The organism is Streptomyces sp. NPDC127100 (genome assembly GCF_042724095.1).
Lineage (GTDB): Bacteria > Actinomycetota > Actinomycetes > Streptomycetales > Streptomycetaceae > Streptomyces.
Genome location: NZ_JBHXFL010000007.1, coordinates 143824 through 165964 on the forward strand (window position 1 = coordinate 143824; position 22141 = coordinate 165964).

The window sequence follows — 22141 nt, forward strand, 5'->3', positions numbered from 1 at the left end:
ATGAACGGAGCAGAAGGCGCGACGGTGCGCCGCCGGCTCGCCGGAGTGGCCTTCCTGGTGGTCCCGGTCCTGCTGGTGTGGCTCGCGGTCGCCGTCTACGACAAGCAGTTCACCGACTCCGCCCCCGTGGTCGTGGAGACCGGCAGCGTCGGCAACGAGATGCACCTGGGCGCCGAGGTGAAGCTGCGCGGCGTCGTCGTCGGCGAGGTGCGCGAGATCGACACCACCGCCGACGGCGCCCGGCTCACCCTCGCCCTGCGGCCCGGTGCCCTCGACCGCATACCGGCCGACGTGCGCGCCCAGATGCTGCCCACCACCCTGTTCGGCGAACGCTTCGTCGCCCTGGTCCCGCCCGCGTCGCCCTCCGCCCGGCCGCTGGCCGCCGGTGCCGTCATCCCGCAGGACCGCTCCGCGAGCGCCGTCGAACTCCAGCAGGTACTGGACAACGTGCTGCCCATGCTCACCGCCGTCCAGCCGCAGAAGCTCTCCGCCACGCTCTCCGCCGTCTCCCAGGCCCTGGAGGGACGCGGTGACCGGCTCGGCGAGACCCTCACGCTCCTCGACTCCCACCTGCGCGAGTTCAACCCCCAACTGCCCACTCTCAACCGCGACCTGAAAGAGCTCGTGAAGGTCAGCCACGTCTACGCCGACGCCGCCCCCGACATCCTCACGGCCCTCACCGACTTCACCACCACCAGCGGCACCCTGGCCGAGAAGGAGAGCGAGCTGGCCGGCACCCTCGGCGCCACCACCGCGACGGCCGAGGACATGACCGCCTTCCTGAGGCAGAACAAGGACAACATCATCCGCCTCTCCGCCTCCTCCAGGCCCACCCTGGAACTGCTCGCCGAGTACTCCTCGGCCTTCCCCTGCACCCTGCGGACCCTCGCCGACTTCGTCCCGGCCATGGACAAGGCCCTCGGCAAGGGCACCGACCGGCCCGGCCTGCGCGTCGACGTCACCACCGTGCCCTCCCGCGGCGCCTACCGCCCCGGCAGCGACACCCCCTCCTACGGCGCCGGCGGCGGCCCCCGCTGCTACCCCGTGCCCTACCTCGGCGTCTCCGCGAAACCGGCCGTACAGGTGCCCGCGACGGCCGGGCAGGACCTCGGCCCGGCCAACTCCCCGCAGGAGAACGACCTCGTCAACGAACTCCTCGCGCCCGCCACCGGCAAGGCCCCCGCCGACCTCCCCGAGTGGAGCAGCCTCCTCGCGGGACCGGCACTGCGCGGCACGGAGGTGACCCTGCGATGACACCCCGGAACACCAGCCACACCCGGCGCCGTCCGCTGACCGGCCCGGTGCTGAAGTCCCTCGCCTTCCTGGTGGTCACCGTGCTGGCCACGACCGTCCTCGGGCTGAGCGTCTCCGGCACCGGCGTCGGCGACCACAGCCTCTCCTACAAGGCACTGTTCACCGACGCCACCGGAGTCACCGACGGCGACAGCGTACGTATCTCCGGGGTCGAGGTCGGCGAGGTCACCGACGTCCGCGTCGTCGACCGCCGCACCGCCCAGGTCACCTTCAGCGTCCGCGGCGACCGCACCCTGCCCGCGTCGACCACCGCCGCCGTGAAGTACCTCAACATGGTCGGGCAGCGCTACATCGCCCTGGACCGGGGCAGCGGCGACCTCACCGGCACCCTCGACGCCGGCGAGACCATCCCGCTCGAACGCACCGCCCCCGCACTCGACCTGACCCTGCTCTTCAACGGCTTCAAGCCGCTCTTCGAGGGCCTCTCCCCGAAGGACGTCAACGAACTCGCCGGCTCCATCGTGCAGGTCCTCCAGGGCGAGGGCGGCACCGTCGACAGCCTCGTCCGGCACATCGGCTCCGTCAGCACGACGGTCGCCGCCAAGGACAAGGTCATCGGCGAGGTGGTGAAGAACCTCAACACGGTCCTGACCACCCTCAACGACCGCGAGGCCGACTTCGACGACCTCGTGGACACCCTCCAGAAACTCGTCACCGGCTTCAACGACGACCGCAAGCCCCTGGGCAAGGCCGTCGCCGCCATGGGCGACCTGACCACCGTGACCGCCGACCTCCTCGAAGAGGGCCGCGCCCCCCTGAAGCAGGACGTCCGCGAACTGGGCCGGCTCTCCGGGAACCTCGGCGACGCCACCCCGCAGATCGAGGACTTCCTCGACCGCACCCCCGCCAAGCTGACCGCCCTGGGCCGCCTGTCCTCCTACGGCTCCTGGTTCAACCTCTACCTCTGCGAGGCCCGCGTGGGCGGCGTGACGACCTCCACCGGCGCGAAGCCGCCGACCGGTATCGCGGTCACCGAAGCGAGGTGCGGCGCATGACCCTGCTGCTGCGGCCCGGGCACCGCGACACCCCCGCTCCCGCACGCCGCCGCCTCCGCCCGCCGCGCCTGAAGCCGGTCAAGGACCGCGACCCGGTCGCCGTGGCCCTGGTCGGCCTGCTCCTGCTGGCCCTGCTCACCGTCCTCGCATACAACGCCGACCGCATCTCCCTCACCGGCGGCGGCACCACCTACAACGCCGACTTCACCGAGGCGGCGGGACTGGACGAGGGCGACGAGGTGCGCGTGGCCGGCGTCAAGGTCGGCGAGGTCACCTCGGTCCGGCTCGACGGCGACCGGGTGAAAGTCACCTTCGAGGTCGAGGACGTCTGGATCGGCGACCGGACCACCGCCGCCATCGCCATCAAGACCCTGCTCGGCGACAAGTACCTGGCCCTCGACCCGCTCGGCGCCGCGGAACAGGACCCCGGCGACCGCATCCCGCGGACCCGGACCACCTCGCCGTACGACGTCACCCAGGCGTTCCAGGACCTCGGTTCCACCGTCGACGCCATCGACACCCGGCAGCTCGCCGAGAGCTTCGAGACGATCTCGGAGACCTTCGAGAACTCGCCGCCGCACGTCCGCAAAGCCGCCACCGGGCTGTCAGACCTGTCGCGCTCCGTCTCCAAGCGCGACCGTGAACTGTCCGAACTCCTAGGTGGCAGCGCCCAGTTCACCAAGACGCTGAAGGACAAGAAGTCCAGCTTCGAGACCCTCATCGAGGACGCCGGGCCGCTGCTCGGCGAACTCCAGGACCGGCGGGACGCCATCACCGCCCTGCTGAAGGGCAGCCGCGACCTCGGCACCGAACTGACCGGCCTGGTGGACGACAACGAGAAGCAGCTCGGCCCCACGCTGAAGGCGCTCGGCCGGGTCACCACCGTCCTGGAGGAGAACAGCACCCAACTGGACCGGACGCTCGCCCTGGTCGGCCCCTACTACCGGCTCGTCGGCAACACCCTCGGCAACGGCCGCTGGTTCGACAGCTATCTGTGCGGGGTGGTGCCTCGCGACTACCTGCCCGCCCAGTCCCAGCCCAAGACGTCGTGCATGCCGCCCAAGCAGCCGGCGGCGGCCGAGGGGAGCGGTGAGTGATGAGCAGACGCAGAAGACTCCTCGCGGCCGCGATCGCGCTCGCCGTGGTCGCCGCAGGACTCGCCACGGTGCGCGCCCTGGGCTCCGACGGCACCCGCATCACGGCCTACTTCGACCGCGCCGTCGGCATCTACGCCGGCTCCGACCTGCGCATCCTCGGCGTCCGGGTCGGCGAGGTCGAGTCGGTCCACCCCCAGGGCACCCGGGTGCGGGTCGAGCTGGCGCTGGACGAGGGCGTACGCGTCCCCGCGTCGGCGCGGGCCCTGGTGGTCGCGCCCAGCGTCGTCGCCGACCGCTACGTCCAGCTCACCCCGGCCTACACCTCCGGGGCCGCCCTCGCCGACGGAGCCGTGCTGCCCGCATCCCGCAACCGCACCCCGGTCGAGATCGACCAGCTCTACGCCTCGATCACCGACCTCGGCGAGGCACTGGGGCCGGACGGGGCCAACGCGGACGGGGCCCTGTCCGACCTGCTGAGAACCGGCGCCGCCAACCTCGACGGCAACGGCGAGGCCATCGGCGAGGGCATCGAGGAGTTCGGCAAGGCAACCAAGACCCTAGACGGGTCGAGCGACGACCTGTTCGCCACCCTCAGCAGCCTCCAGACCTTCACCACGATGCTCAAGGACAAGGACACCGGCGTACGCACCGCCCAGGAGCGACTGGACACGGTCGTCGGCTACTTCGCCGACAACAAGGACGACCTCGCGGGCGCGCTGGAGGAACTCGGCACCGCACTCGGCCAGGTGAAGACCTTCATCAAGGACAACCGGGGCGAATTGAAGAAGAACGTCGAACGGCTCGTCCCGATCACCCAGACCCTCGTCCGACAGCGCACCTCGCTGGCCGAGGCCCTGGACGTCGCACCGCTCGCCGCGGACAACCTCGTCGGCGCCTACGACCCCGGCACCGGCATGATCGACGGCCGCGCGAACCTCAACGAGATCAGCACGGGCGGCCCGCTGCTGCCCCTGCCGGCGACCGGCGGCTCCGCGTCGTCGGCCTCGGCCCCGCGAAAGGGGGAGCGGTGAAGCGCGTCGTACGGCGCCGGGGAAGGGCGTCCGACCCGGTGGACGCCACGGCCGCGGACCAGGTGGAGACCGCCGAGGCCCCCCGCGTCGAGGTCCCGCACGGCACGGTGCGACGGCGGGTGCTCGCCACCGGCGCCGTCACCGGCGTCGGGATCGGCGGACTCCTCGCCCTCGGCGTCGGCTTCGCGCTGGCCCTCGGCGCGTTCTCCGTCACCGCCCCGCGCTTCGACGGCATCGAGGACCTGCCCCTGCCGGGCGGCGCCGACCTCGGCTCCCACCCCTACACCGTGACCGCCGAACTGGACGACGCCCTCAGCCTGGTGCCGCAGGCCGCGGTCAAGGTGAACGACGTCGCCGTCGGCCGGGTCACCGGCATCCGCCTGGACGGCGACGCGTGGTCCGCCCGCGTCACCATGAAGATCAACGGAGACGTCCGGCTGCCCCGCGACGCCGGCGCCCGCCTGGAGCAGTCCGGCCTGCTCGGCGAGAAGTACGTCCAGCTCGTCGCGCCCGCCGAGTCCGCCGGCACGGAACGGCTCGGTGACGGCGGTGTCATCCCGCTTGCCCGCACCGGCCGCAACACCGAGGTCGAGGAGGTGTTCGGCGCCCTGTCCCTGCTGCTCAACGGCGGCGGCGTCAACCAGCTCAAGACCATCACGCAGGAACTCAACAAGGCCCTCGGCGGACGCGAACCCGAGGTCCGCTCCATGCTGACACGGGTCGAGGAACTCGTGGCGAACCTCGACGACCACCGCGGCGACATCACCGACGCCCTCGACGGCGTCAACCGGCTCGCCGCGACCCTCGCCGGCCGCAAGGACGACGTCCGCACCGTCCTGACCGACCTCTCGCCCGGCCTGAAGACCCTGCACGAACAGCGTGGCTCACTGCTGACCATGCTGCGCTCCCTGGACACGCTGTCCGGGGTCGCCGTCTCCACCGTCGAAGCCAGCAAGGACGACATGGTCGCCGACCTCAAGGCCATCGCCCCCACCCTCAAGGCCCTCGCCGACGCGGGGACCGACCTGCCCGACTCCCTCCAGGTCCTGCTCACCTACCCGTTCACCGACGAGGTGCTCAACGGCGTCAAGGGCGACTACCTCAACGTGTACCTGAACATGACCGCCACCCCCGGCACCCAGGTCATCCCGCCCCTGGTGCCCCGGAGCACCACCCCCTCGCCCACCGCCACGGCACAGAGCGAGCGGGGCGCCGCACCCGGGAAGCGGGCGGGCACCCCGCCGGGCGGCACCGGCGCCGCGCCCTCCTCGTCGGCACCGCTGCCCCTGCCCTCGGTATCGGCACCCACCGGCAACCCCGGGGACGGAGGCACGCAGGGATGATCACCCTCGCCGTACGCCTGAAGAACCTCGCCTTCCTTGTCATCGCCGTACTCGTCCTCGCCTTCCTCGGCATCCGGTACGCCGACCTCGGCCGGTACGTCGGCATCGCCGACTACTACACCGTGAAGGTCGAACTTCCGCGTACCGGTGGCCTGTTCACCCACTCCGACGTCACCTACCGCGGCGTGTCGGTGGGCCGGGTCGGCCCGATCGGGCTCACCGCGGACGGAGTCGTGGCGGAGCTGCGCATCAAGAAGTCCGCCCCCCGCATCCCCGCCGACACGCGGGCCGTGGTGGCCGGACTCTCCGCGGTCGGCGAGCAGTACATCGACCTGCGGCCCGATAGCGACGACGGTCCCTACCTCGCCGAGGGCGCCCGGATCGAAGAGCCGGACACCGAAGTGCCCGCGCCCGTCACCGACGTCCTCACCAGCGTCGACAACCTCACCCGGTCCGTGCCGCTGGACGACCTGCGCACGGTCGTCGACGAGTTCGGCAAGGCCTTCGAGGGGCACGGCGACGACCTCGAGGTGCTGCTCGACAATGGCAGCGCCTTCATCGAGGCCGCCGACCGGAACCTGCCCTCAACCACCCGCCTGCTCACCGACGGAGAGACCGTGCTGCGCACCCAGGCCGAGGAGGGGGAGGCCATCCGCGGCTTCGCCGACGGCGCCACGGAACTCGCCCGCTCCCTCAAGGGCTCCGACGCCGACCTGCGCCGGCTCCTCGCCGTCACGCCGGACGCCGCCACCCAGGTCAGTGGGCTGCTGCGGGACCTCGACCCCAGCCTGGGCGTGGTCCTCGCCAACCTGCTCACCACCTCCGAGGTCGCCGTCACCCGGCAGCGCGGCATCGAGGAACTGCTCGTGAGGTACCCGGCGGCCGTCTCGGCCGGTGCCACCGCCGTCGACGGGGGGACGATGAGACTCGGCCTGGCCGTCACCTTCTTCCAGCCCCTGCCCTGCACCGACGGCTACGGCGGCACCCGTTACCGAACCGGCCTGGACCTCGGTACCGCCCCCGCCCTCAACACCGGCGCCTCCTGCACGGCACCGGCCGCGAGCGGTGTCAACGTACGAGGCTCCGCCCACGCGCCCCGGGGCGGCGCGGTGCCCGACCCGGCCAGGCCCGGCTCCCTGCCCTCGGGCGGCACGGGCGCCGCCGGCCCGGTCCCGTCGAAGTCCGCCGCCGCCCTGCCGGGCGCGCTGGCCCTGCCGGACACGGGCGGCACCGCGGTGAACGGCCTGCCGGGGCTGCTCGGCGCGGACCCGGAGGCGGGCCGATGAGCCGCGCGCGCGTCCTCACCGGGGCGGGACTGGCGCTGGCGCTGGCGTTCTGCGGCACCGGGGCGTGGACGTACGCCCAGGCACGGGGCGACGACTCGCTCGCCTACGGCCGTGAACGCGACGAGGCGCTGGCCGACGGGCGCGAGCGGCTCGCCGTCCTCAACACCCTCGACGCCTCGACCCGGGAACGGGCGCGGGCGGGCATCGAGGACTGGCGTGCCGCCTCGACCGGGCCGCTGCGGGACGAACTGGGCGGCACCACGCCCGAACAGGGCGCTTCGGCACGGGGCACGGTCACGGAGGCCGCGCTCACCGCCCTCGACACGCGCGCGGGCACCGCCAAGCTCGTCGCCACCGTGCGCGTCGACGTCACGCCCGCCGGATCGAAGTCGCCGACCACCGACCGCAAGCGCCTGGAGGCGGTCCTGGCCCGCACGGACGCGGGGGAGTGGAAGGTCAAGGCACTGAGCGCGGTACCGCTCGCGCGGACGGCGGAGGAGGACGAGAGCCGATGACACGGCTGCTGCACCTCGGACGGTCCCGGAACACCACCGGCCCGGGCGACGGGACGGAGAGCGCGACCGCCGCCGAGGGGAACGCCGACGACGCCCCGGGCGCGGACGCGGAGCACGACAGCGTGGATGTGGAGTCCGGGAGCGCGGACGCGGAGTCCGGCACCGGTACCGACGCCGACGCCGAGGCGGATGCCGACGCCGGGCCGGGCGGGGAGACCGCGCGGGAGGAGCCGTCGCCGGCCCGCGGAGGCCGCCGCCCGCGTGCCCTCGTCAGACGCCTCGCCCCCGCGGCGGGGGCCGCGCTGCTCGTCCTCGCCGGCAGCCTCTTCTTCTACGGCGCCCACCAGCTGAGCTCGACCCCGTCCGCCGGGAACCACGCGCTGACCGACGCCGAGGCCACCACCCGCGTCGCCGGTGACGTCGGCAACGCCCTCGCGCGGATCTTCTCGTACACGCCGGACGGCCTGGAATCCACCGAGCGGGCGGCGCGGTCCGTCCTCGCGGGGCGGGCGGAACGCCAGTACACGGAACTCATGGGCCGGATCCGCGCGGACCTCGCCGAACAGCGCGTCACCCTGAGCACCCAGGCCGTGCGCACCGGAGTGATCGAACTCGACGGCGACAACGCGCGGTTGCTGGTCTTCCTCGACCAGATCTCGCACCGCGGCAAGGGCGGCACCACCTCCGCCGCGGCCCAGCTCACGGTGACCGCGCGATGGGAGAAGGACCAGTGGCGGATCGTCGACATCAAGACCCGCTGAGCGGGCGCGGGGGAGAGGCGGACATCATGAAACGCGGGACCAGCAAACCGGCCCGGCTCCGCGCGCTGACGGCCACGGCCCTCGCCCTCGCCCTGTCGGCGGGCGGCTTCGCCGCCTGGGCGGGCTGGGACTGGTACGACGCGGCCCACGACGACTCCGTGGGCTACGCCGAGCAGCGCGACGCGGCCCTCGCCGCCGGTGAACAGGCCGTCCAGAACCTCAACACGCTCGACCACCGCAGCATCGACCGCGGCCTGGACCTCTGGGAGTCCTCCACCACCGGCGAGCTGCACGAGCAACTGGTCTCAGGGCGGGACGAGTTCGCCGCCCAGGTGAAGACCGCCAGGACCGTGACCACGGCCAAGGTGCTCTCCGGCGCGCTCACCGAACTCGACGACCGGGCCGGCCGCGCCCGGGTGCTGGTGGCCCTGCGGGTGACGGTGAAGGCGCCCGGCGACGCGAGCACCGACAAGGACAGCCGCATGCTCGGCGAACTGACCCGCACCGACGGCCACTGGAAGCTCAGCGCCCTGGGCCAGGCCCCGGTCGGCGGCACACCGGCCGGCTGACCGGCCGCAGGAGAGGACGACACACCATGCCGACGACCCGCCACCACCTGAACAACGCACGCCGCCGCCAGGCCCGCGAGGCCCTCCGTCCCCCGGCCGGCACGGACGCCGTCCAGGGACCGGGGGAACCGCGCGACCGGCCACGGCCGGCCCGCATCCGGACCGCGCCCCCCGGCGAACGGGCGGTCGCCCGGAACGGCCCGCCCCCGGGAGGCGAGGACGCGGACCGGCCGGACGGCGCGACCCCGTACCCGTCCGGCGCCCGCCGCACCCTCGTGGCCCTCTTCCTGCTGACCCTGGTCCTCGGCGGCTTCGCCGGCTGGGCGCACGCCCGCGCCGAGGCCCTCCGCGACACCCCGGCGGCACGCAACACCGCCCTCGCCGACACCGCCCGCACCAGCGAGATCAAGGGCCAGTCCACCAGGGCCGTCGCCGCGCTCTTCTCGTACGACCACGCCCACCCCGACGCCTTCGACAAGGCCGCCGGGCAATGGCTGACGGGACGCGCGGTCGCCCAGCACCGGGACCTGTTCGGCGACATCCGCAAGCAGGCCGACCAGCAGAAGGCGGTGATCACCACCACGGTCACCGACAGCGCGGTCGAGCGCGTCGACGGCGACCTGGCCCGGGTCCTGGTCTACGCCGACCAGAGCAGCGTCAGCACCTCCGGCGACAAGAAGGCCGAGGACGAGGGCGCCTACGCCGGGGCGATGTTCGCCGTCGACGTCGAGCGGCACGACGGCCGTTGGCTCGTCTCGGGCATCGACACCTTCGGCCGCTGAACCCGTACGAGTCTCACCACCAGGGAGTGACAGACCATGCCCCAACGCCGCGCCCGTCGCGTGCCCGTCCGGACCCGGCAGGGTCTGCGCGCCACCGCCATCGCCGTGACCGCGGTGGCGGCGCTCACCGCCTCCCAGGGTCCCGGACTCCCGCACAAAGAGGGCGCCCGGCCGGCCGCAGACGACCGCCCGGCCCCGGCCCCGGCGCCGGACCCCCCGTACGCCGAACTCGCCCCGCCCGACGACGGCTCGTACCACACCGAACTCCCGCCGCTGGTCAGCCCCGACATCCCGCCCCGCGCCGGGCAGGTCGTCCGGGCCCGGGCCGAGTCCGGCATCCCGGGCACCGTGCTGCGCGCCTACCGCGCCGCGGAGACGTCCGTCGGCCGCACGGACCCGGGGTGCGCGCTGCCCTGGCAACTGCTCGCCGCCATCGGCAAGGTGGAATCCGGACAGGCGCGCGGCGGTGCGGTCGACCGGCACGGCACCACGCTCGGCCGGATCACGGGACCGGCGCTCGACGGCCGGAACTTCGCCCTGATCCTGGACTCCGACGGCGGCGTCCACGACGGCGACACCGTGTACGACCGGGCGGTGGGGCCGATGCAGTTCCTGCCGTCGACGTGGGCGCGGTGGGGCGCGGACGGCAACGGCGACGGCCGCAGCGACCCCAACAACGTCTTCGACGCGGCCCTCGCCGCCGGGCACTACCTGTGCGCCGGAGACCGTGACCTGCGCCGGGCCGCCGACCTCGACCGGGCGATCCTCAGCTACAACCACTCGCGGTCCTACCTCGAACTGGTCCGGCACTGGATGGACTTCTACCGCAGCGGCGTGCACACCGTGCCCGACGGCAAGGGCGTCATCCCCCGGTCGCCCGGAGCGGGCGGCGACACCCCCGCGACGAAACCGGCCGACCAGGGCGGCCGCGGGGGCGGCGGCGGTCAGGGAGGCGGCATCGTCATCGGTCCCGACCCCGGCACGCCCGCCCCGTCCCCCTCGCACCCGGTGCCGGCCTCGCCGTCGCCCCGGCCGTCCCCGTCCACGACGGGCCCCGTCCCCTCCCCGTCACCGGATCCCTCCCCGTCCGGCTCCACGTCACCGGACCCCTCGCCCACACCGACCTCCACCGCCCCGCCCACGCCGACCGCCGAACCCTCCACCCCGGAGGACTGCCCCTCCGACTCGGCGAGCCCGTCCCCGGACCCCGGCGCGTCGCCCACCGCCGGCCCGTCCGCTCCGGGGACGGAACCGGCCTGCCCGGCCTGAGCCGGCCGGTCGCCGCGGCCGGCGAGCCGTGCGACCCCGGCGATCACCGGCCCGCGCACCGGGGTGAGGCGTTCCCGGAGGGAGCTCAGTGCTCGCCCGGTCGTCCGGCGGGGGCTTCCCGTGTCGCGGCCCAGGAGGCGAGCAGGCGCAGCGCCTCTTCGGAGGGTGAGCCGGGTTCGGCCGTGTAGATGGTGACGGTGAGGCCGGGCTCGGCCGCCATCTCCAGCCCCTCGTAGGCGAGGGTGATACGTCCGACCGCCTCGTGGTGGAAGTGCTTGGTGCCGGTGCCGTGGTGGCGGACGTTGTGGGCGCCCCAGCGAGTGCGGAAGTCGTCGCTGCGGGTGGAGAGCTCGCCGACGAGGTCGTGCAGCTCCTTGTCGTGCGGGTTGCGGCCGGCCTCGGTGCGCAGGATCGCGACGGTGACGTCGGCGGCCGGGCCCCACTCGGGGTAGAAGCGGCGCGACGCGGGGTCCAGGAAGGTGAAGCGCGCCAGGTTCGCCTGGTTGTGCGGGTTCGCGTGGACGTCGCTGTAGAAGGCGCGGGCGAGGGCGTTGGTGCCCAGGATGTCCATGCGGCCGTTGCGGACGAAGGCGGGGCCCGCGGTGATCGCGTCGAGCGTCCACTGCAGGCTGCGGTGCGGGGCCCACTGCCGGGCGGGGCGCCGGGGCCGGGGCCGGACGAGGGCGTCGGAGCCGTCGGCGGCCTGGGCCAGATGGAGGAGGTGGGCACGTTCGGCGTCGTCGAGCCGCAGGGCACGGGCGACGGACTCGAGGACGGCGGGGGAGGCACCGGCGAGGTTGCCGCGTTCGAGCTTGGCGTAGTACTCCACGCTCATGTCGGCCAGGGCGGCGACCTCGCTGCGGCGCAGCCCGGGGACGCGACGCCGGGTCCCGGCGGGCAGCCCGGCCTGCTCGGGGGTGATCTTGGCTCGCCGCGAGGTGAGGAACTCGCGGACCTCCTGTTGGTTGTCCACCCTTCGACCGTACGTGCGGCGGGCCGCATGAGGGGTGTACTGCCGGTACACCCATCGACGGTGACTGGCCGGCCGCCGCCACGGGCGGTTACCTGGAGGACGAGGCGCTGTCCCCGGCCGTCCGCCGGCCGGGGACGGGGCCGCCCGACCCCGGCGCGCGGTCGTCCCGCGCCCGGGGACGGTCGTACGCGGACCGTTTCAGCGGTCCGACTTCATGTGAGCAAAGGAACCCCCCATGCGCGGCGCAGTGATTTACGCCCCCGGTGACATCCGCTTCGAGACGCTGGACGACCCGAAGATCCTCCACCCCACCGACGCGATCATCCGCACGGCCGTCACCTGCGTGTGCGGCTCCGACCTGTGGCCCTGGCGCGGCCTGGAGCCGATCGGCGACGCCCATCCGATGGGGCACGAGTACGTCGGCTTCGTCGAGGAGGTCGGCTCCGAGGTCACGGCGGTGAAGCCGGGCCAGTTCGTCGTCGGCTCGTTCGCGACCTCGGACAACACCTGCGCCAACTGCCGCAACGGCTTCCCGTCGAACTGCCTGCACCGCGAGTTCATGAGCACCTGCCAGGCCGACTACGTTCGCATCCCCAACGCCCAGGGCACCCTGGTCGCCACGGAGGAGGTGCCGGGCGAGGAGCTGTGGCCCGGTCTGCTGGCCGTCTCCGACGTCATGGGCACCGGCTGGTGGGCCGCCGACGCCGCCGAGGTGAAGCCCGGATCCACCGCCGTGGTCGTGGGCGACGGGGCGGTCGGCCTGTGCGCGGTGATCGCCGCCAAGGAGCGGGGCGCGGAGCGGATCATCGCCATGAGCCGCCATGAGTCCCGGCAGAAACTGGCCCGCGAGTTCGGCGCCACCCACATCGTCACCGAGCGCGGCGACGAGGGCATCGCCCGGATCAAGGACCTCACCGACGGCATCGGCGCCGACAGCGTGCTGGAGTGCGTGGGCACCGCGCAGGCCATGCGGCAGGCGCTGCACTCCGCCCGCCCCGGCGGCAGCGTCGGCTTCGTCGGCGTCCCGCACGGCGTCGCCGTCGACGGGCAGGAACTGTTCTTCTCCCACGTCGGCCTGCGCGGCGGCCCCGCCCCCGTGCGCCGCTACCTGCCCGACCTCGTCGAACGCGTCGTGACCGGCCGGATCGACCCCGGCAAGGTCTTCGACCTCACCCTGCCCCTCGACCAGGTCGCCGAGGGCTACCGGGCCATGGACGAGCGCCGGGCCGTCAAGGCACTGCTCAGGCCCTGACCGACGCACACCCCCGGCATACCACCGCCCCACGCACCGCACGGAAAGAACGAAACCCGTTGAACCCCACGTACGACTTCACCGGCCGGGTCGCCTTCGTCACCGGAGCCTCGTCCGGCATGGGACTGGCCACGGCGCGCGCCTTCGCCGAAGCGGGCGCCGCCGTCGGCCTCGCCGACATCGACGAGGCCGCCCTCGACACGGTGGCACGGCAGCTCACCGGCGAAGGCCGCAGGGTGCTCGCCCTCACCTGCGACGTCAGCGACGAGTCACAGGTCGCCGCCGCCGTCGACCGCACGGTGGAGACCTTCGGACGCCTGGACATGGCCTACAACAACGCAGGCATCCAGATCCCGCCGGCCGACGCCGCCGAGGAGGCGGCCGAGATCTTCGACCGCGTCCACGCCGTCAACCTGCGCGGCGTCTGGGCGAGCATGAAGCACGAGCTGCGTCACATGCGGGCCCAGGGCAGCGGAGCGATCGTCAACTGCTCCTCCCTGGGCGGCCTGGTCGGCATCCCCGGCCGCGCCTCGTACCACGCCGGCAAGCACGGCGTCATCGGTCTGACCGGCAGCGCCGCCCTGGAGTACGCCCCGCAGGGCATCCGGATCAACGCGATCTGCCCCGGCACCATCGACACCCCCATGGTGAGCGACATGATCGCCAAGGGAGAGCTCGACCGGGCCGAGGCCGAGGCGAACCAGCCCGTCGGCCGTCTCGGCACCGCCGACGAGATCGCGCAGGCCGTCCTGTGGCTGTGCAGCCCCGGCGCCGGCTTCGTCGTCGGCGTCGCGCTGCCCGTCGACGGCGGCTATGTCGCCCAGTGACACCCGACCCCGCACACCACTTCCCCCCAGCCCCACGACAAGGAGCGACGTCCGTGGAACTCGTCCCGCAGACCCCGACCGTCAAGGCCCCCGCCGAGCGCTTCACCGGCGACGTCTACCTCAACATGATCGAGACCCCCGCCGAGCCGGCCCGGCTGGCGACCGCCCTGGTCCGCTTCACCCACGGTGCCCGCACCAACTGGCACTCCCACGTCAACGGCCAGATCCTCCACATCACCGACGGTGTCGGCCTCGTCGGCACCCGTGACGGCGACGTCGTCCGCGTCAGCGCCGGCCAGACCGTCAGGTGCCCGCCCGGTGAGGAGCACTGGCACGGCGGCACCGACACCACCCTGATGGCGCACATCGCCATGGTCGTCGGTGACGCCGACGGCGACGGCACCACCTGGCTGGAGCCGGTGACCGACGAGCAGTACGCCGAGGCGCTCGCCACCGTCTGAGCCCGGCGGGCGACGCGGCAGTGACTGGCCGGCCGTGGCCCGGGCAGGTGGTTGCCGGGAGCGGTGCGGGACGCCCGCCCGGGCCGCCGTCCCGCCGACCCGCCGCACGAAGGCACCTCCCCGTGCGCGATACTCCCCCGATGGGTGCACGCACTTCCCCGATCAGCCGGCCGGTCACCATACGGAGGGCCGTCGCGCGGGATGCCAAACGGCTCACGCGGCTCGTGCGCGGCTCAGGCGCCTACGAGGGCAAGTACGCGGCCGCGGTCGAGGGCTACCGGGTCGGTCCCGACTACATCGAGGCCCATCGCGTCTTCGTAGCCGTCGGCTCCGACGAGCCCGGAGGCAGGGTCCTCGGGTTCTACTCGCTCGTCCTCGCTCCACCGGAGCTCGACCTGCTGTTCGTCGCCGACGAAGCGCAGGGACGGGGCATCGGACGACTGCTCGTCGCGCACATGCTGTCCGAGGCCCGTGCCGCCGGGCTCGACCGTGTCAGGGTCGTGTCACATCTGCCCGCCGAGGGCTTCTACCACCGCGTCGGTGCGGTGCGGATCGGGACCGTGCTCGCGAACCCGCCCGCCGTGCCGTGGGACCGCCCCGAATTCGAGTTCCGCATTCCCTCGGAATGACACGGGGGGTGCCGGTTCGCAGGGCACCGGCTCCGCGCGCATGGTGGTGTGGTGGCCGGCGCCCGCCGAGTGCGGCCGCGGCGCAGCCGGCGACGTCACACGGGTAATCCCTTCGGGGCCCTGGTGCCGGTAAGGCGCCAGGGCCCCGATGCGCCTCAGGCGTCGATGATGACGGGGATGATGAGGGGCCGGCGGCGGTGGGTGCGGAACGCCCAGTTCGCCACGGCGCGGGCGACGAGTTGTTCGAGTTGGCGCGCGTCCCCGACACCTTCCTCGGCCGCGGTGGCCAGGGTCTTCTCGATGACGGGGATGACCGGCTCGAAGGTGGCGTCGTCGTGCACGAAGCCCCGGGCCAGGAAGTCGGGGGGCTCGGCGAGGGCGCCGGTGTCCGCGTCGACGATCGCCACCACCGTGACCACGCCTTCGGCAGCGAGGGTGAGGCGGTCCTTGAGGGACGCCTCGGTCGCGCCGCCGACTTCCATGCCGTCCACGTAGACGTTGCCGGCGGGGACCTTGCCGGTGATGGACGCACGCCCGTCGACCAGGTCGACGACGACGCCGTCCTCGGCGATGACGACCCGCTCGGGGTCGACCCCCGTACGGATGGCGAGGTCGCCGTTGGCCCGCAGGTGGCGCCACTCGCCGTGCACGGGCATGACGTTGCGGGGCTTGACGATGTTGTAGCAGTAGACCAGTTCGCCGGCGCTGGCGTGCCCGGAGACGTGCACCTTGGCATTGCCCTTGTGGACCACGTGGGCGCCCCACCGGGTGAGTCCGTTGATCACCCGGTAGATGGCGTTCTCGTTGCCGGGGATGAGGGAACTGGCGAGCAGGACGGTGTCGCCCTTGCCGATGCGGATCATGTGGTCGCGGTTGGCGATCCGTGAGAGCGCGGCCATCGGCTCGCCCTGGGAGCCCGTGCACACCAGGGTGATCTTGTGGTCCGGGAGCTTCTCCAGCTCCTTCGTGCTCACGACCAGACCGGAGGGGACCTTCAGATAGCCCAGGTCACGGGCGATGCCCATGTTGCGGACCATCGACCTGCCGACGAAGGCGACCTTGCGGCCGTGCTGGTGGGCGGCGTCCAGGACCTGCTGGATGCGATGCACGTGGCTGGCGAAGCTGGAGACGATGACCCGGCGCGGCGCGGTGCGCATCACCTGCTCGATCGCCGGATTCAGCTCACGCTCGGAAGTCGTGAAGCCGGGCACCTCGGCGTTGGTGGAGTCGGTGAGGAACAGGTCCACGCCCTCCTCGCCGAGGCGGGCGAAGGCGCGCAGATCGGTGATGCGGTCGTCGAGAGGGAACTGGTCCATCTTGAAGTCACCGGTGTGCAGCACCATCCCCGCCCGGGTGCGGATGGCGACCGCGAGGCTGTCGGGGATGGAGTGGTTGACCGCCACGAATTCGCAGTCGAAGGGCCCGAAGCCGCGCCGGTCGCCCTCCCGTACCCGCACCGTGCGCGGGCGGATGCCGTGCTCCTTGAGCTTGGCCTCCAGGAAGGCCAGCGTCAGCTTGGAGCCGACGACGGGGATGTCTCGCCGTTCGCGCAGGAGGTACGGCACGCCGCCGATGTGGTCCTCGTGGCCGTGGGTGAGGACGATGCCCACGATGTCGTCCAGCCGGTCCCGGATCGAGGTGAAGTCCGGCAGGATCACGTCCACGCCGGGCTGGGTCTCCTCGGGGAACAGCACGCCGCAGTCGACGATGAGCAGCTTGCCCGCGTGCTCGAAGACGGTCATGTTGCGGCCGATCTCCCCGAGGCCGCCCAGGGCGACGACCCGCAGACCTCCTTCGGGAAGGGGCGGTGCGGCTTTCAACTCGGGATGCGGATGACTCATACCCTGACGGTACCCGGAGACCGGGGCAGGGTGATCCTCCGCATCGTCTCGGATCCCCGCCGTCCCGGCTTCACGCGACGCCGCCTCCGGGCAAGCGGCCTCAGGCCCTGGAAGCGGCCCAGCTTCTTCGGGGAGTACGACACCAGCGGATTCTTCGTCTGCTGGTGGTACACGCTCACCGTCGCCTCTGGCCTGCGGCAGAGGGTGGGATCGTCTGCCGTTGAGCCGAGCGGGTCCGGTTGCAGGGACCGTCTTCGCACGTCAGTCCAGGGCGGGCGTGGCCTGCGGCGCGGGCGGAAGGTTGGGAGGCGGATGTGGCCGGCGGACGGGTTCTCGCCCGCCGGGCCACGCCTTAGACTCCGACCGCTCCGAGATCTGGCGACCTTTCTGGAGGGTGTGCAGGATGAACCTAGCTCTCGTGACCGCGTTGGCGGCGGCAGCGTTGGTCGTGTCCGGGGGCAGCACCACCGCCTCCGCTTCCGATGCCCCGCCGCGAACCACGCACGGTCCTTGCCAGTACACCCAGACCCCGGACGAGCCGGCGGCGCGGCCGGTCCCCCTGCCGCCCGACCCGCGGCACACCCCCAGTCACGGCACGGTCGACATGGCTGTCCCGACCAGCCAGGGCCCGCTCCCGCTGCGCCTGGACCGGGCGAAGGCGCCGTGCACGGTCCAGAGCTTCGTGCACCTGGCGCGGCACCGGTTCTACGACCGTACGGTCTGCCATCGACTGACGGCGTATCCGACGCTGAAGGTCCTGCAGTGCGGCGACCCGACCGGCACCGGCGAGGGTGGGCCGGGCTACGCGTACAGGGACGAGCTGCCGGTGGACCTGCCGCCGGCACCGAGCGATCCGACCGGCGTCCGTCGCCTTTACGGGCGCGGTCTGCTGGCGATGGCCAACGCCGGTCCGAACACGAACGGTTCGCAGTTCTTCGTCGTCTACGGCGACTCCGCGCTGCGACCGAACTACACGGTGTTCGGCACGGTCGGTGACGCCGGCCTGAAGACGCTCGACAAGATCGCTGCCGGCGGAATCGAACCAACTACGCAGGACCCGGCGCCTGTCGACGGCACGCCCGTGCTGAGGACCGAACTGCTCGGCGTCCGGCCGGCCTGCCGGCCCTGATGAACCGCGGTGCGGTCACCATGGGGCCGGCCAGCTGCATGCGTCGGCGCGACGTCTCCTGGCGAGGCGGCCCCGCCGCGCCGGGGCATCAGGCCGCGACGAGCTCCTGCTCGCGGGCCGGCGTCTGGACCGCGGGCTTCCTCTTGTTCGGCAGCGAGAGCCGGAAGACCTTGCGCCACGCGGAGAACACCTGCTGGGGCAGCGGTCCCGTGACGTACTCCAGCTCGTACTTCTCGAACAGCGCGCGCACCTTCACCGCGACCTCGGCGTAGCGGTTGCTCGGCAGGTCCGGGAACAGGTGGTGCTCGATCTGGTGGGACAGGTTGCCGGTCATGAAGTGCATGGCCTTGCTGCCGCTGATGTTCGCCGAGCCCATCATCTGGCGCAGGTACCACTGGCCGCGCGTCTCGCCCTTGATCGACCGGCGCTCGAAGACCTGCACGCCCTCGGGGAAGTGCCCGCACATGATCACCGAGTGGGACCAGAGGTTGCGGACCAGGTTGGCGGTGAACGTGGCGGCGAGTGTGGGGAGGAACGACGGGCCCGACAGCAGCGGGTGGATCACGTAGTCCTTGAGCACCTGCTTGCGGATCTTGCGGCCCACCGCCTTGGCCCGCGCGCGGAACTCCGGGTTCTTGCGGCGGCGCCTGCTCAGGTTCTTGCCGAGCTCCAGGTCGTACGCTGCGATGCCGTACTCGAAGAAGCAGGCGTTGATGAAGTTCCACAGCGGCTGGCCGAGGTGGAAGGGATGCCACTTCTGGTCCTCGTCGACGCGCATGATGCCGTAGCCGAGGTCGTTGTCCTTGCCGATCACGTTGGTGTACGTGTGGTGCAGCTCGTTGTGCGAGTGCTTCCACTGGTCCGCCGGCGAGACGTGATCCCATTCCCAGGTGGTGGAGTGGATCTTCGGGTCCCGCATCCAGTCCCACTGGCCGTGCAGGATGTTGTGCCCGATCTCCATGTTGTCCATGATCTTCGCCACGGAGAGCCCGGCGGTGCCGACCAGCCACGCGGGCGGGAACATCGAGAACAGCAGCACGCCCCTGCTGACCAGCTCCAGCTTGCGCTGGGCGGAGATGACCTTCCGGATGTAGGCGGCGTCCTTCTCGCCGCGGCCGGCGATCACCTCGTCGCGGATCGCGTCCAGCTCGCGGCCGAGCTCCTCGATCTGCTCCGCGGTCAGGTGGGCGGTGGGGTCGATGGCGGTCAAGGTGCTCCTACCGTTCGATGCTGCAGGGGCCCGCCGCGGCGGACACACAGGTCTGGATGAGGACGCCCGGCTCGGCCTCGGTGATCTCGCCGGTGCGCAGGTCGCGTACGGCACCCGCCTTGAGCGGTGTGACGCAGCCGAAGCAGATGCCCATACGGCAACCGGAGGGCATGAGCACCCCGGATTCCTCGCCGACGTCCAGCAACGGCGTGGCGCCGTCCGCGGCGACGGTCTTGCCGGTCGTGCTGAAGGTGACCTCGCCGCCGTCACCGGCGACGACGATGCCGGGTCGGAAGCGTTCGGTGTGCAGGCGCTCCGGTACGCCGTGCTCGCTCCAGTGCTTCTCGGCGGCGTCGAGCAGGCCCGCGGGCCCGCAGGCCCAGGTCTCGCGCTCGGCCCAGTCGGGCACGAGTTCGTCGAGACGGGCGATGTCCAGTATGCCGTCGGTGTCGGTGTGCACCTCGGTGAGCCGCAGCTTCCTGTCCGCGACCAGGCCGTGCAGTTCGTTGCGGAAGATCACGTCCTGCGGCCGTGGCGCGCAGTGGACCATGACGACGTCGTCGAACTCGGTGTCGCGCAGCATGCCCACGACCGGCGTGATGCCGCTTCCGGCCGTCAGGTACAGCACCTTGGCGGGCCTGGTCTTCGGCAGCACGAAGTCACCGGTCGCCTGGTCGAGCTGGATCAGCGTGCCCGGCTTCGCCCTGCGGACGAGGTGGTTGCTGACCTTGCCGTCCGGGATCGCCTTCACGGTGATCGTGACGCGCCCGTCGCGCCGGTCCGTCGGGGAGGTGACCGAGTAGGCACGCCACAGGCGCACACCGTCGACGTCGACGCCGATCCGAACGTACTGGCCGGCGGTGTGTCCACGCCAGCCCCGTCCCGGCCTGATCACGATGGTCGCGGCGTCATCCGTCTCGGGATGCACGGCCTCGATGCGCCCACGCAGGTCGGCGCCCGCTCGCAGCGGGCTGACCAGGTCGAGGTAGTCCGACGGCAGCAGCGGCGTCGTGACCATCTCCAGTAGTTTCCACGCCCTGCTGCGGAGGGCTGTACTCGTCATGACCCCAGCTTGGTGTGCCCAAAGGCGTAAAGTCCTGACCGCAGGACGTGAATCTGGTCGCCCGAATTGTTCGCAGGGAACAAGAAATGAGCTATGCAGTCCAGAGGGCCAGCGAACTGGCCCTGGACGAGAGAACGGTCACCGCACTGCGGGCCGCGCTGAGGACCACCGCCGACGAGGTCGTCCAGGCGATCATCGACGAGGTCCCTCCCTACGCCAATGCCCTTTCGGGCAGCATGGGCGGCACCATCCGCCGAGCCGTCCGCACCGCGCTGGGGCACTACCTGGACCTCGCGAGCGGGAACGCCACCGGCGGCGACGCCGGTGACGCCGCCTACGAGCTGGGCCGGGGCGAGGTGCGCGACGGCCGTTCGATGGACGCTCTGCTCAGCGCCTACCGCGTCGGTGCCCGCGTGGCCTGGCGATGCCTGGCAGCAGGTGCCGTACCCGCAGGTCTGCCCGCCGCCGAGGTCGCCAAGTTCGCCGAGCTGACCTTCGCCTACATCGACGAGCTCTCCGCCGCGAGCGCCGCGGGCCATGCCGACGAACTGGCTGCCCAGGGCCGGGCCCAGGAGCGCCACCTGGAACAACTGGCCCGCGACCTCCTCGCCGGCGCGAGCCCGGACGTACTGCTTGTGTCAGCTCAACGGGCCGGGTGGCAGCCTCCGGTTTCGCTGACCGCGGTCCTGCTGCCCGCCGCCCAGGCCCGGCCTGCCTACCGCGTGCTCGACCCGAGCGCCCTCGTCCTAGACGATCTGCCGGACGCCACGGGTGTGCTGCTCGTCCCCGATGCCGACCGATCACGTCTCATGCGACAGCTGGCTGACCGCACCGCCGTGGTGGGCCCGGCCCGGCCGTGGACGCGTGTGTCGGCCTCGTACGCACGAGCCGTACGCGCGCGCTCCCTCTCCTCCGGCATTCGCGACACCGAGGAGCACCTGTCCGAGCTGGTGCTGAGCGCCGACATGGACGCTTTCGTGGACCTGCGTGCCCGAGCCCTCGCACCGTTGCGGACCTTGCCCGAGGCGACCGCACGGCGGCTGGAGGAGACGTTGCGGGCGTGGCTGCTGCACCAGGGCAGGCGGGACGAGGTGGCGGCGGCGTTGTTCGTCCATCCCCAGACCGTCCGGTACCGGATGTCGCAGGTGCGGGAGCTGTTCCCGGATCTCGCATCACCGCACCGGGTCCTTGAACTGACGCTGGCGGTAGGTCTTCGGGGCAGGTGACGCGTTCCTCGACCGTCCACGGCCACATCCGGGGGCGGTCCAGGAATCGTGCGCCTCAGCCGTGTCCGCCCCTGGAGGTGCCCAGCTGTCACTACCGACGCGCGCGCCGAATACGTACGGGTCCGCGCGTCTCCGTCTCCACGACGGGCCGGCCGCCCTGCGTCACCTCGACCTCGCCGTCGTTCACCAGACGCCATGCCGCGCGGCGGGCCGGTTCCATCAGGGCCCGCCAGCCGTCGTCGTCACCCTCGTAGACCGCGCGCGCCGCGTCGGACGGACAGATCGACGAGGTGTCGGCACGGCGCTCCAGCAGGCTCATGATGGCCTTCTCCAGCCGTTGACCGAGCTGCCGGTCCGTCTCCTCCATGCGATCCAGTGTGCCGGAGCCGTCGACCGACGTCCGCCAGGCGGGCGCAGCTCCCGCCACGGGCACGTCGGGTTGACGAGGTGCGACGGCCGGCGGCGTCGGTGGTCCGACCGCGACCGCGACGGCGCGAGCACGGGCGACTCGCTTGCACTTGGTGCCTGCGAGCTTGGTTGCCCGGAGCGCAAGACCGCCTCCGGGCAA

22 protein-coding genes are annotated in these 22141 nt (G+C 72.3%); 17 read left to right on the forward strand and 5 right to left on the reverse strand.

The genetic code is table 11. The annotated features are described in order from the left end of the window. From ACFWJB_RS10755 to ACFWJB_RS10805, 11 genes are all read left to right on the forward strand, one after another. Positions 1-1254 (forward strand): MCE family protein, encoded by a 1254-nt coding sequence (locus tag ACFWJB_RS10755; protein WP_386921643.1) that lies wholly within the window; start codon positions 1-3, stop codon positions 1252-1254. Further along, complete coding sequence (locus ACFWJB_RS10760; protein WP_386921645.1) at positions 1251-2309, forward strand: MCE family protein; 1059 nt, start codon at positions 1251-1253, stop codon at positions 2307-2309. Before ACFWJB_RS10755 ends, ACFWJB_RS10760 begins: the two co-directional genes overlap by 4 nt. Beyond that, entirely contained in the window at positions 2306-3406 is a 1101-nt protein-coding gene (locus tag ACFWJB_RS10765; RefSeq protein WP_386921647.1) for an MCE family protein, read from the forward strand. The genes ACFWJB_RS10760 and ACFWJB_RS10765 overlap by 4 nt, the downstream gene beginning before the upstream one ends. Beyond that, positions 3406-4437, forward strand: a complete 1032-nt coding sequence (locus ACFWJB_RS10770; protein ID WP_386921649.1) for an MCE family protein — start codon at positions 3406-3408, stop codon at positions 4435-4437. Before ACFWJB_RS10765 ends, ACFWJB_RS10770 begins: the two co-directional genes overlap by 1 nt. A 107-nt stretch (positions 4438-4544) precedes the next feature. Continuing rightward, positions 4545-5780, forward strand: a complete 1236-nt coding sequence (locus tag ACFWJB_RS10775; RefSeq protein WP_386921707.1) for an MCE family protein — start codon at positions 4545-4547, stop codon at positions 5778-5780. Then, positions 5777-7066 carry an MlaD family protein gene (locus tag ACFWJB_RS10780; RefSeq protein ID WP_386921651.1) on the forward strand — a complete coding sequence of 430 codons (1290 nt, stop codon included), beginning with the start codon at positions 5777-5779 and terminating at the stop codon, positions 7064-7066. The genes ACFWJB_RS10775 and ACFWJB_RS10780 overlap by 4 nt, the downstream gene beginning before the upstream one ends. Then, positions 7063-7581 carry a hypothetical protein gene (locus ACFWJB_RS10785; RefSeq protein ID WP_386921653.1) on the forward strand — a complete coding sequence of 173 codons (519 nt, stop codon included), beginning with the start codon at positions 7063-7065 and terminating at the stop codon, positions 7579-7581. The genes ACFWJB_RS10780 and ACFWJB_RS10785 overlap by 4 nt, the downstream gene beginning before the upstream one ends. Further along, complete coding sequence (locus tag ACFWJB_RS10790) at positions 7578-8342, forward strand: hypothetical protein (protein WP_386921655.1); 765 nt, start codon at positions 7578-7580, stop codon at positions 8340-8342. Before ACFWJB_RS10785 ends, ACFWJB_RS10790 begins: the two co-directional genes overlap by 4 nt. 26 nt (positions 8343-8368) lie before the next feature. Continuing rightward, positions 8369-8911 (forward strand): nuclear transport factor 2 family protein, encoded by a 543-nt coding sequence (locus tag ACFWJB_RS10795; RefSeq protein ID WP_385466142.1) that lies wholly within the window; start codon positions 8369-8371, stop codon positions 8909-8911. A gap of 26 nt (positions 8912-8937) precedes the next feature. Then, positions 8938-9693 (forward strand): hypothetical protein, encoded by a 756-nt coding sequence (locus tag ACFWJB_RS10800; protein ID WP_385466145.1) that lies wholly within the window; start codon positions 8938-8940, stop codon positions 9691-9693. A gap of 36 nt (positions 9694-9729) precedes the next feature. Beyond that, positions 9730-10962 carry a lytic transglycosylase domain-containing protein gene (locus tag ACFWJB_RS10805; protein ID WP_386921658.1) on the forward strand — a complete coding sequence of 411 codons (1233 nt, stop codon included), beginning with the start codon at positions 9730-9732 and terminating at the stop codon, positions 10960-10962. A gap of 85 nt (positions 10963-11047) precedes the next feature. Here ACFWJB_RS10805 and ACFWJB_RS10810 read toward each other — a convergent pair whose 3' ends face one another. Next, positions 11048-11935: a helix-turn-helix transcriptional regulator gene (locus tag ACFWJB_RS10810; protein ID WP_386921660.1), complete on the reverse strand. Its 888-nt coding sequence runs from the start codon at positions 11933-11935 to the stop codon at positions 11048-11050. Between the two features lie 235 nt (positions 11936-12170). On the opposite strand from ACFWJB_RS10810, the gene ACFWJB_RS10815 reads away from it, so the two are divergent. From ACFWJB_RS10815 to ACFWJB_RS10830, 4 genes are all read left to right on the forward strand, one after another. Next, positions 12171-13187, forward strand: coding sequence for a zinc-dependent alcohol dehydrogenase family protein (locus ACFWJB_RS10815; protein ID WP_386921662.1), 1017 nt, complete (start codon positions 12171-12173; stop codon positions 13185-13187). Positions 13188-13246: 59 nt separating this feature from the next. Beyond that, positions 13247-14014: an SDR family NAD(P)-dependent oxidoreductase gene (locus ACFWJB_RS10820; protein ID WP_386921664.1), complete on the forward strand. Its 768-nt coding sequence runs from the start codon at positions 13247-13249 to the stop codon at positions 14012-14014. Positions 14015-14067: 53 nt separating this feature from the next. Continuing rightward, on the forward strand, positions 14068-14475 hold the full coding sequence (locus ACFWJB_RS10825) for a cupin domain-containing protein (protein WP_386921666.1): 408 nt from the start codon (positions 14068-14070) through the stop codon (positions 14473-14475). 140 nt (positions 14476-14615) lie between these two features. Then, positions 14616-15104, forward strand: coding sequence for a GNAT family N-acetyltransferase (locus ACFWJB_RS10830; RefSeq protein ID WP_385466163.1), 489 nt, complete (start codon positions 14616-14618; stop codon positions 15102-15104). A gap of 155 nt (positions 15105-15259) precedes the next feature. Here ACFWJB_RS10830 and ACFWJB_RS10835 read toward each other — a convergent pair whose 3' ends face one another. Continuing rightward, entirely contained in the window at positions 15260-16945 is a 1686-nt protein-coding gene (locus ACFWJB_RS10835) for a ribonuclease J (RefSeq protein ID WP_385466166.1), read from the reverse strand. 604 nt (positions 16946-17549) lie between these two features. On the opposite strand from ACFWJB_RS10835, the gene ACFWJB_RS10840 reads away from it, so the two are divergent. After that, positions 17550-18074 (forward strand): peptidylprolyl isomerase, encoded by a 525-nt coding sequence (locus tag ACFWJB_RS10840; RefSeq protein WP_386921669.1) that lies wholly within the window; start codon positions 17550-17552, stop codon positions 18072-18074. An 88-nt stretch (positions 18075-18162) separates the two neighbouring features. Here the strand turns inward: ACFWJB_RS10840 and ACFWJB_RS10845 are convergent, their stop codons facing one another. Next, positions 18163-19284, reverse strand: coding sequence for a fatty acid desaturase family protein (locus tag ACFWJB_RS10845; protein WP_385466172.1), 1122 nt, complete (start codon positions 19282-19284; stop codon positions 18163-18165). Positions 19285-19291: 7 nt separating this feature from the next. Further along, positions 19292-20347, reverse strand: coding sequence for a ferredoxin reductase (locus ACFWJB_RS10850; RefSeq protein ID WP_386921671.1), 1056 nt, complete (start codon positions 20345-20347; stop codon positions 19292-19294). Between the two features lie 86 nt (positions 20348-20433). Between ACFWJB_RS10850 and ACFWJB_RS10855 the strand changes: the two genes are divergently transcribed. After that, positions 20434-21573, forward strand: a complete 1140-nt coding sequence (locus ACFWJB_RS10855) for a PucR family transcriptional regulator (RefSeq protein ID WP_386921673.1) — start codon at positions 20434-20436, stop codon at positions 21571-21573. A 91-nt stretch (positions 21574-21664) separates the two neighbouring features. Here the strand turns inward: ACFWJB_RS10855 and ACFWJB_RS10860 are convergent, their stop codons facing one another. Further along, positions 21665-21940, reverse strand: coding sequence for a DUF3253 domain-containing protein (locus ACFWJB_RS10860; RefSeq protein ID WP_386921675.1), 276 nt, complete (start codon positions 21938-21940; stop codon positions 21665-21667). Between the last annotated feature and the right edge of the window lie 201 nt (positions 21941-22141).